Raw genomic sequence first — 8,899 nt, 5'->3', positions numbered from 1 at the left:
CCCCTCAGTGGAAGCGCTCCCGCACCGGGAAGGCGGCGCACCGGCGGCCCGGCGAGGAGGAGCATTCGAAAATTGACTGGATGTTCAGTTAAAGATAGCGTGTGATCCACGGTACAGGGAAGCCCCCCAAGGCTGCCAATCCCGGCAATCATCAAGTTCTCCGGCAAACGAAAGGCATGGCACCGGTCATGGCCAACGACACGCAACAACGAATCCTCGAGGCCTGCAGCATCTGCATCGCCCGTGACGGAGTCCGCGGCATGCGCGTGCAGGACGTCTGCAAGCAGGCGGGCATCTCCACCGGACTGGTGTACTACCACTTCACCGATCGCGACGGCCTGCTGGCTGCGACGCTGGAGTATGTCAACACGGATTCGGTGGCCATGCGTGGGGAACCGGCGCCCGGCGGGAACGATTCCCATGCCGTGCTGCGCGAGTTGCTGCTGGCCGAGATCCAGGATGACGAGTCGGTGCGCGCCAAATCAATCGTGTGGAACGAGATCAGGGCCATCGCCGTTTTCGAGCCACCATTGGCCACGCACCTGGCCGCTTCCACCGCAGCATGGCAGTCCCACGTTGCCGAGCTGGTCAAGGGGCACACAGGAGGCCCTACCGGGCAATGCCAAGACACCGCACTGCTGCTGACCTCATTGGTCGAGGGGCTTTCCAGCCGTTGGCTGTCCAACCAGCTTGACACCGTTGCGGCACGTGCCGCGCTCGAGCGCGGGTTTGAAGCGATCCTGCCGGCGCACGGCTGACCCGGGGACCGCCCTTTCGTCCGGGCCCCGCGAGGAATCCGCGGCCCAATCAGCGGAAATCCTGAATTCAGGACCCCGCATCCCGTGCCAGGACCGTGTGCCGGTCAGGGCCGGGACGCCAGGCGGTAGTGGTAGCGGGAGACGGTTTCGAAGCCCATGGATTCATAAAGCCCGCGGGCCAGCTCGTTCGATTCGACGACCTGCAGCCACAGCCCCTCGAGGTTCCGTTGCGCGGCCTCGGCAAGCAGGGCCCTGACCACTGCACGGCCATGCCCGCGGGATCGGGATTCCTCCCGGGTGGCCACCGAGTAGATCCCACCCAGGTTCCCGACCAGCGCAAGCCGGGCAACGGCTTCGATGTGTCCTTCAACGACCAAGGATGCATAGACCGATGGCGTGCGGGCCAGGATCCGCCGGCTGATGGCTTGCTGCTCCGGTGAGTGCGAGCCTTCGACGCTCCAGAAGGTCGCAAGCCACCACTCGCTTGGCCCCTCCGACAGCCGGATCCTCGGGTCCTGCGCTGCGGCTTCCGCCACGACGACCTCGCCGAGTGCCAGGTATTGGACCAGGGTGGGCGAATCCAGCAGGTAGCCACGTTCGGCCAGCAGTGCATCGAGATCCGTCGGCAAGGAGTCCGGGCTGATCTGGAAAACCGCGGGCAGGCCCTTGCCGGCATAGCGGTCCTCGACCCCGGAGATCGCCGCGGCAACGTCGCGCGGTTCTTCCAGCGGCAGCACCGAGTTGGCGCGCTTGGTCACGCCACCGGAAAACCGGCAGTTCCAGCCGTCAACGAGTTCTTCCGTCAGTGCCTGCCAGCCCCTGGAGATGGTTTCGTCCAGGAACACCGGGTCAGCGAACCGGGAAACCGGCTTCACGGATGGCGTCCTTGACCTGCTTGATCATGTCATCAGGCCCGAAGTGGAAGATGGAGGCGGCAAGCACCGCATCCGCGCCAGCGGCAATGGCCGGCGGGAAGTGCTCGGGTCCGCCGGCACCGCCGGAGGCGATCAGCGGAACGGTGACTTCCGCACGCACCGCGCGGATCATTTCCAGGTCGAAGCCGTCCTTGGTGCCGTCGGCGTCGATCGAGTTCAGCAGGATTTCTCCCACACCGCGCTCCGCGGCTTCCTTGGCCCAGGCCACGGCGCAACGACCGGTTCCGGTGCGCCCACCGTGGGTGGTCACCTCGAAGCCCGAGGCGACGTCCGGGTTGTCGGTGCGGCGGGCATCAAGGGAGAGCACCAGCACCTGGGAACCAAAGCGCTGGGTGATTTCGTTGATGACCTCGGGGCGGTCGACGGCCGCGGTGTTGATCGAGGCCTTGTCGGCCCCGGCACGCAGCAGCCGGTCAACGTCCTCGACGGCGCGCACGCCGCCGCCGACGGTCAGCGGGATGAAGATTTCCTCGGCGGTCTTGGCGACCACGTCATAGGTGGTTTCGCGGTTGCCCGAGGAGGCTGTGACGTCGAGGAAGGTGATCTCGTCGGCACCCGCGGCGTTGTAGCGCTTGGCCAGTTCCACCGGGTCGCCGGCATCGCGCAGCCCCTCGAAGTTCACTCCCTTGACGACTCGGCCGTTGTCCACGTCGAGGCATGGGATCACACGGATCGCAACAGTCATGAAGGATCAACTCCTGGAAAAGTAGTGAAGAGCGGTGTTCTTCGAGGGGTACTGCGCTTGGGTGCCTTGCTAGATGCGGCAGGCGTGGATGTTGGTGACAAGAATGGCGCGGGCGCCGATGTTGTACAGCTCATCCATGATGTTGTTGGTGTGGCTCTTCTTGACCATGGCGCGCACGGCGACCCAGTCCGAGTCCTGCAGCGGGGAAACCGTCGGGGATTCCAGGCCCGGGGTCAGCCGGGTGGCCTCGTCGACCAGGTCCCGGCGCACGTCGTAGTCGAGCATGACGTAGCGGCGGGCCACCAGCACACCGGTGAGCCGGCGCTTGAGCACGTCCAGGCCGGCCGGGGTGCGGCCGGTGCGGCCGATGAGCACGGCTTCGGACTTCAGGATGGGGTCCCCGAAGACCTCCATGCCTGCGGCCTTGAGCGTGTTTCCGGTTTCCACCACGTCTGCGATGGCGTCGGCCACGCCCAGGCGGACCGAGGACTCCACGGCGCCGTCGAGGCGGACCACCGAGGCGTCGATGTTGTTCTCGAGAAGGTAGCTGCGCAGCAGGGCGTCGTAGCTGGTGGCAATGCGCTTGCCGTTGAGCTCGTTCTGGTGCGTGAAGGAACCGGCGGGGCCGGCGAAGCGGAAGGCGGCGTTGCCGATGCCCAGCGGCAGGACCTCGTCGACGTGGTCGTTGACCTCGGCGTCGAGGTACAGGTCACGTCCGGTGATTCCGACATCGAGGATGCCGCCGCCGACGTACACGGCGATGTCACGGGGGCGGAGGTAGAAGAACTCCACGTCGTTGTCGGGGTCGACCATGACCAGTTCGCGGTTGTCGCGGCGCTGGACGTATCCGGCCTCCAACAACATGGTCGAGGCGATTTCGGACAGGGCTCCCTTGTTGGGAAGTGCTACTCGCAGCATGGTGCGTTTCTCGTTTCAGGCTCTGGGGAGGTGTTACGGCATGAGGACAACAAATGGGTGTTTGTTGGCCGCCGCGGCACGGGAATGGAATGTCTCCCGAATGCGGCGGCTAGAGATGCTTGTAAACGTCCTGCAGAGTCAGGCCCTTGGCGATCATCATCACCTGCAGGTGATAGAGCAGCTGGGAGATTTCTTCGGCGGCGGCCTCGTCGGATTCGTATTCGGCAGCCATCCACACTTCGGCGGCTTCCTCCACGACCTTCTTTCCGATGCCATGTACGCCGGAATCCAGTTCGGCGATGGTACGCGAACCTTCAGGGCGGGTCTTGGCCTTCTCGGAGAGTTCGGCGAAGAGGGTGTCAAAAGTTTTCACATGGTCAGGATATCTTGGCCCGTTGGAAGCATTCACAACCGTGCCCCCATTGTGACGAAGGACTCCCCGCTTCCGGCCAACATGACGCGGCCACGACCCGGGACACGCGCTGGTGCCTCGATCCGGTACTTGACCACGGACTATGCTCACGTTCATGGATGAGGAATGTGTTTTTTGCGAGATTGCCTCCGGCAACGCCGAGGGGCACGTGGTGGCATCGAATGCGCGTTGCGTTGCGTTCCTTGACGCGGCACCCGTCAACGCCGGCCACACCCTGGTGGTTCCCCGGGAGCATGTGCGCGACATCCACGGCTTGGATGCGGCAACATCCGCGGCGATGTTCGATCTCGCTCGCCGCGTTGCCGATTCCCTGCGCGATTCCACGTTGCCATGCGAAGGCATCAACCTGTTGATGTCCAACGGTGAAGTTGCCGAGCAATCGGTGCTTCACGCGCATCTGCATGTCATTCCGCGCGTGGAGAACGATGGGTTCGGATTCGCCGAGCCACCTGCAGCCAGGCCCACTGCGGACGAGCTGGCCGCCACTGCCCGGTTGCTGCGCCCCGGCCGGTAGGAATCGCGGCGAGACGTTCCGGCGGCGATCCGGTTCAGTGGCTTGGCTTGGCGCCATGTCCCCTGTCCACGACAAGCATCGCCGCGCCCACGAGCATTCCTGCGACAAAGCCCAGCAGCGCCGCAGGGATGCCGATTTCAAGCACGGCGAACCAAGCCGTGGGTGGATAGACGCTCAGTCCGACGAGCAAGCCGACCACTCCGCCCGGCAGACCACACCAGATGGCGCCCAGAAGGGCGTAGGCCAATGGTTTTGGCAGGTTCTGCGACGCCATGGGGAATCCCATGACTCCAGCATGAACCCGTCGAGGGCCCCGTGCAATGTCGATGAATGCTCCCCGAAGGGTACACTTCGCATGATGAAGGACTTGGAAAAGAATTGATCGAGAGCATTCCCAGAACCTCGCCGCTGGATTCGCAACTTGTCGCAACGCATGACACGTTCGTGGCCGAACGCCCGCAGGGTGCCGACGAAGATGTGCACATGGTCGCCGCAATCGTGGACCACATCATTGAGCGGTGCAGCAAACCCGGCGATCTGGTCTTCGATCCGTTCGCAGGCTTTGGCACCACCCTCGTACGGGCAATCGCACTGGGGCGGGAAGCACTGGGCATCGAACTGCTGCCCGAGCGCGTGGACTACCTGCATGAACGGCTGCCCAACGCCCACATCATCGAGGGCGACGCCAGGGAACTGCTGCGGCTCGTCCGCGGCGCCGAGTCGACCCTGCCCGACGCAGACATCAACCTCATCGTCGCGTCTCCCCCGTACATGACGGCGGAAAACCACGAGCCCGACCCGCTGACCGCGTACGTGGAAAACGACGGCGACTACGACCGCTACCTGGCCGAGCTCGGACTCGTTGCAGCCCAATGCGCCCGGTTGGTTGTGCCCGGCGGCTTCGTGGTGTGGAACCTTGCCGACATCCACCACATGGACCTCACCACCCACCTGATTCGCGACTGCAAACGCGCGCTTGGGCAGCACCTCGCCCTCGTGGGCACCACCGAGATTCTCTGGGATCGATACCCCCACGACTTGGTCGCCGACGCCTTGCTGGTTTTCCAGCGGCCTGCCGTTGCACGGCAGATGTAGTCACACCAGGCGCTCTCCAGCTCGGCTCCGGGCCCTCGTGCAATCCTGACGCAATCATGGCCGGACGCCGGCGTCGCGGATCGGCAAAGGCTGGTACCTATTCAGCTCGACGCCGAGAGCGAGCCACCGTCCGAGAAATGCTCCTCGGCGCACGGTGTCGTCGGGTCGGCCGTTGACGGTCGTGCATTCAAGATCGACAATCTCGAACCTCAACGGAGAGAACAGGAGCAAGGGCCTCGCTCAAGGTTTCGAGCTCGGATACCAATATCTCGGCGCGGGCGCGCAGGGTGGACCGGATAGGAAGTGCACCGTTGTTCCGGTCGTTCCGTTGTCCGCCAACGGGATCAAGTCCGTCACGGGGAGGCCCCGTTCGTAGCGCCGGGTCCATGAACCGTGCGTGTGCCGATTGGTGTGGACCAGCCATCTGCTCAAGGCTGCAACCACGGACATGCCTCGGCGAGGCTGCCCGTCGGGCAGTAACGGCGCGTCAGCGGAATCAAAGAACCTGAGATCCTTCGTGGCCATGACCGGCTTCCTGACGGTGCGGCCATGAGCATCCTTCCGGGTGCCGGTTCCTCGCCCGTTGTCAGCCACGGAAATCGAACCGTCCGGATGCAACGTCATCAGTGCGGAGCCCTCACCTTGATCCGTGGCTTCGTCGGCCGGATAGGCCAGAACCTCAGGGACCAAGTGCAAGTCCCGGTTGCGTGAATTGAATGTCGGGTCGCGCCGGATTCCCCCAAGGCGGCCGACGTCGACTTCCATTGCCCGGGCATGTGTGGTGTTCTGCCAGATTCCTGGTTCATTGGACATGGGAAGATTCTCACACACAGTTGGCTTCGCTGCCGCGATAAATGGCTGGGTTCGGGCAGGCCGCACGACGAATCTCCTTCGAGTCGCCATCCACCTGGAATCGTCATGGCCGTTCCAGCAGCGGGCGGCGTTCAGCCGTGGATTTCCTCTGCGTCGTTGGTTTCCAGACTCCTGCGAACCCACCGCGAACCCGGGCCTTCGGATGCCGCCTCGTCTTGGGGATTGAAGAGGTGGCACTTCTTGAGGGAGAGGCAACCGCAGCCGATGCAGTCATCGAGTGATCCCTGGAGTTTTTCCAGTTGGCGGATTCTTTGTGCCACCAGCAGCGTCCAATGCGTGCTGAGCTGATGCCAATCGTCCTGGGTCGGGGCCTTGTCCGAGGGGAGCTCGGCCAGCGCTTCGGCAATCTCAGCCAGGGTGAGGCCCACTCGCTGCCCGGCGGCAATGACGGCTAGCCGTCGCAGGGTGTAGCGGCGAAAGACTCGCTTGTTGCCGGCGGTTCGTTCAGAGGTGACGAGGTTTCGGGACTCGTAATACCTCACGGCGGGTACCGACAGACCCGCCCTGCTCGCAATTTCACCGATGGGCAATAGGCTCCTGGGCGTGGCGGGGGTCATGCGCCCATGCTTGCACACCACCGGCTTGACCTCAAGCTAGCTTTAGCTGGTTCCATGGTGCCTACGCCCACGAACACGAGGAAACCCATGACGGCCACATTGATCAACAACGCACGCGAAGCCGCCTCTGCCGGGAACCCGGAACAAGATTCGGGGCAGCTGGCAATCTCCGCCCGTGAACAACGCCGGAGGTTGCGGCTCCTGGGGAAACAGCTCCGCGAGACAGGAAACCCAAAGCGAAGCGCGAGCATCCCGCGGCCACACGAATCACCCCGGATGCTCTTGGCCGGAAGCCGTGGCTCGAGAATCATCTGACCCGAATGCGTCCCGTGGCATCCACCTCCCAGAGAAGGCATCCAAAGAATGAAAATCCCCAGCGTCTCCATCACCGTCCATGACCTCGTCAAAGCGGTGCGGTTCTACCGCGACGTCCTGCTGTTACCGGTCAAAACGACTCCAACTGGCGCGGAGGTTGCCATTGGCCCAAGCCGCCTGATGCTGGGTGCCGGGGATATTCTTGACGGTGTCCACCACCTGGCCTTCGGAATCCTGCCGGCGGAGTTTGACTTGGCCCACGAATGGTTGGCCCGTCGCGTCCCGCTGCTCCAGGCGGGCGGCTCTGAGGTCATCCTCGGTTCGGATGGATGGAATTCCCGTTCGCTGTATTTCCTGGGACCCGAAGGCATCATCCTGGAGTTCATCGCACGCGACGCCGATGCCGCCACGATGACCGGCAAGGGCGAAAATCCGCAGATGTTGTCCATCAGTGAAGTCGGGATCGGCGTCGAGGACGTGCTGGACACCGTGGCCATGCTGTCCGAGAGGTTGGCCATCCCCATCTTTTACGATTGCTCCAGCACCTTCGCCTCCATGGGCAGCCATGAGGGGCTCCTGGTCGTTGTGCAACGGAACCGGCTCTGGTTTCCGAACAAGGTGTCTCTGCCTGCCCGCGGGCCCCTCAGAGTCCAGATCGAATCGCCGGCGGGGAAAGCCCGGGTCGAGCTCGGCTCGGGAATCTCGGTAGTCAGCCAATAGCACTTCCGCCCATGGGGCGTGTCCCGCGGAGCGAGGCCGAGCCGAATGGACTTGAGCGAATGATCCATGCCTTGGGTCGGGCGAGTTCCTTCGACTCGGTAAACCCGTGCCTTGACCACGCCACCGGGCGGCCATACCGTCGAAGATAGCTCGTCACCTGACAGATGGAGTTGGTCCCATGTCCACGCAGGTCTTGGTGCTGGGTACCGGCTTCGGCGGGCTCGAGGTGGCGGCGGGGCTCTCGGAACGTTTCGGTGCCGGCATCGAGGTCATGCTCATCGACCGCAACGGGCACTTCATGTTCGGCTTCTCCAAGCTCGCTGTCATGTTCGGCAGGCCCACCCTGGCCGAGGCCAGCCATCCCTGCAGCCAGCTCGACAAGCCCGGGGTGAAGCATGTGCGCGCCACCATCCTGTCCATCGACCCGGCGGCCAAGTCCGTGGAGACGGATTCAGGTACCTGCGAGGCGGATTACCTGGTGGTGGCCCTGGGCGCGGACCTCGACCCGTCCGCGACACCCGGGCTTCTGGAGTGCGGCAATGAGTACTACAGTGTCGCGGGCGCCCTGGCCGCGCGGGAGGCACTGAACGACTTCGACGGCGGCCAGGCGGTCATCGCTGTCACCTCGACACCGTTCAAGTGCCCGCCGGCACCCAGCAAAACGGCATTCCTGGTGCATGACCGCTGGTCTCCCGGGGATTGCGGGAACGCTCCGAAATCGCCCTGGTCATGCCGCTGCGCACTCCCGTGCCGCCGGTGCCGGCGGCCTCCGAGGCGCTGCTCGAGGCCGTTGCCGAGCGCGGCATCGCGTGGCATCCCCGGAAGGTGATCGAACGGCTGGACCCGGCGGGCGGGGAACTGGTGCTGGACGACGGCACCGCCATGCCCTTCGACCTGTTCCCCGGGGTGCCCAGGCACGTGGTCCCGAAGGTGGTTGCCGAATCCGGAATGGCCCTCGGGGGCTGGATCCCCGTGGATCCGCTGACCCTCCCAACCTCCTACCCGGAGGTCTTTGCCATCGGGGATGTCACCAGCGTCGGCACCCCCCAAGGCCGGGATCTTCGCCGAGGGGCAGGGTGCCGTGGTGGTTGACGCG

13 protein-coding genes are annotated in these 8,899 nt (G+C 64.3%); 6 read left to right on the top strand and 7 right to left on the bottom strand.

Going from position 1 to position 8,899, the window contains the following annotated elements; all coding sequences use genetic code 11:
* Positions 1-188 precede the first annotated feature (188 nt).
* Positions 189-758, top strand: a complete 570-nt coding sequence (locus DQ353_RS01550; RefSeq protein WP_113761234.1) for a TetR/AcrR family transcriptional regulator — start codon at positions 189-191, stop codon at positions 756-758.
* Positions 759-862: 104 nt separating this feature from the next.
* Here the strand turns inward: DQ353_RS01550 and DQ353_RS01545 are convergent, their stop codons facing one another.
* The 4 genes from DQ353_RS01545 to DQ353_RS01530 form a co-directional block, all read right to left on the bottom strand.
* Entirely contained in the window at positions 863-1,633 is a 771-nt protein-coding gene (locus tag DQ353_RS01545; protein WP_113761027.1) for a GNAT family N-acetyltransferase, read from the bottom strand.
* Positions 1,608-2,378, bottom strand: a complete 771-nt coding sequence (hisF, locus tag DQ353_RS01540; RefSeq protein ID WP_113761026.1) for an imidazole glycerol phosphate synthase subunit HisF — start codon at positions 2,376-2,378, stop codon at positions 1,608-1,610. The genes DQ353_RS01545 and hisF overlap by 26 nt, the downstream gene beginning before the upstream one ends.
* Before the next feature lie 69 nt (positions 2,379-2,447).
* Positions 2,448-3,296 carry an ATP phosphoribosyltransferase gene (gene hisG, locus DQ353_RS01535; protein ID WP_113761025.1) on the bottom strand — a complete coding sequence of 283 codons (849 nt, stop codon included), beginning with the start codon at positions 3,294-3,296 and terminating at the stop codon, positions 2,448-2,450.
* Between the two features lie 109 nt (positions 3,297-3,405).
* Positions 3,406-3,669, bottom strand: a complete 264-nt coding sequence (locus DQ353_RS01530; RefSeq protein ID WP_071213339.1) for a phosphoribosyl-ATP diphosphatase — start codon at positions 3,667-3,669, stop codon at positions 3,406-3,408.
* A 154-nt stretch (positions 3,670-3,823) separates the two neighbouring features.
* Between DQ353_RS01530 and DQ353_RS01525 the strand changes: the two genes are divergently transcribed.
* A complete protein-coding gene (locus tag DQ353_RS01525; RefSeq protein ID WP_181578195.1) occupies positions 3,824-4,243 on the top strand; it encodes an HIT family protein in 420 nt (139 codons plus the stop codon).
* A 34-nt stretch (positions 4,244-4,277) separates the two neighbouring features.
* Here the strand turns inward: DQ353_RS01525 and DQ353_RS01520 are convergent, their stop codons facing one another.
* A complete protein-coding gene (locus tag DQ353_RS01520) occupies positions 4,278-4,529 on the bottom strand; it encodes a hypothetical protein (RefSeq protein ID WP_113761023.1) in 252 nt (83 codons plus the stop codon).
* Between the two features lie 92 nt (positions 4,530-4,621).
* Between DQ353_RS01520 and DQ353_RS01515 the strand changes: the two genes are divergently transcribed.
* Positions 4,622-5,338 (top strand): TRM11 family SAM-dependent methyltransferase, encoded by a 717-nt coding sequence (locus DQ353_RS01515; RefSeq protein ID WP_286166543.1) that lies wholly within the window; start codon positions 4,622-4,624, stop codon positions 5,336-5,338.
* Between the two features lie 240 nt (positions 5,339-5,578).
* On the opposite strand, the gene DQ353_RS01510 is transcribed toward DQ353_RS01515, so the two are convergent.
* Positions 5,579-6,151: an ATP-binding protein gene (locus DQ353_RS01510; protein ID WP_146755170.1), complete on the bottom strand. Its 573-nt coding sequence runs from the start codon at positions 6,149-6,151 to the stop codon at positions 5,579-5,581.
* Between the two features lie 131 nt (positions 6,152-6,282).
* Positions 6,283-6,768, bottom strand: a complete 486-nt coding sequence (gene soxR, locus DQ353_RS01505; protein WP_113761232.1) for a redox-sensitive transcriptional activator SoxR — start codon at positions 6,766-6,768, stop codon at positions 6,283-6,285.
* Between the two features lie 363 nt (positions 6,769-7,131).
* Here soxR and DQ353_RS01500 point away from each other — a divergent pair, with 363 nt between their 5' ends.
* From DQ353_RS01500 to DQ353_RS21940, 3 genes are all read left to right on the top strand, one after another.
* Positions 7,132-7,803: a VOC family protein gene (locus tag DQ353_RS01500; protein ID WP_113761021.1), complete on the top strand. Its 672-nt coding sequence runs from the start codon at positions 7,132-7,134 to the stop codon at positions 7,801-7,803.
* Between the two features lie 178 nt (positions 7,804-7,981).
* Positions 7,982-8,632, top strand: coding sequence for an FAD-dependent oxidoreductase (locus tag DQ353_RS21945; RefSeq protein WP_220093949.1), 651 nt, complete (start codon positions 7,982-7,984; stop codon positions 8,630-8,632).
* Positions 8,533-8,895 carry an FAD-dependent oxidoreductase gene (locus DQ353_RS21940; protein ID WP_286166542.1) on the top strand — a complete coding sequence of 121 codons (363 nt, stop codon included), beginning with the start codon at positions 8,533-8,535 and terminating at the stop codon, positions 8,893-8,895. Before DQ353_RS21945 ends, DQ353_RS21940 begins: the two co-directional genes overlap by 100 nt.
* Positions 8,896-8,899: the final 4 nt, after the last annotated feature.

Origin of the sequence: Arthrobacter sp. AQ5-05 (assembly GCF_003287975.1) — a bacterium.
GTDB lineage: Bacteria > Actinomycetota > Actinomycetes > Actinomycetales > Micrococcaceae > Paeniglutamicibacter.
Note: the sequence above shows the minus strand (reverse complement) of the source record. Positions and strands in the feature narration are given on the sequence as shown.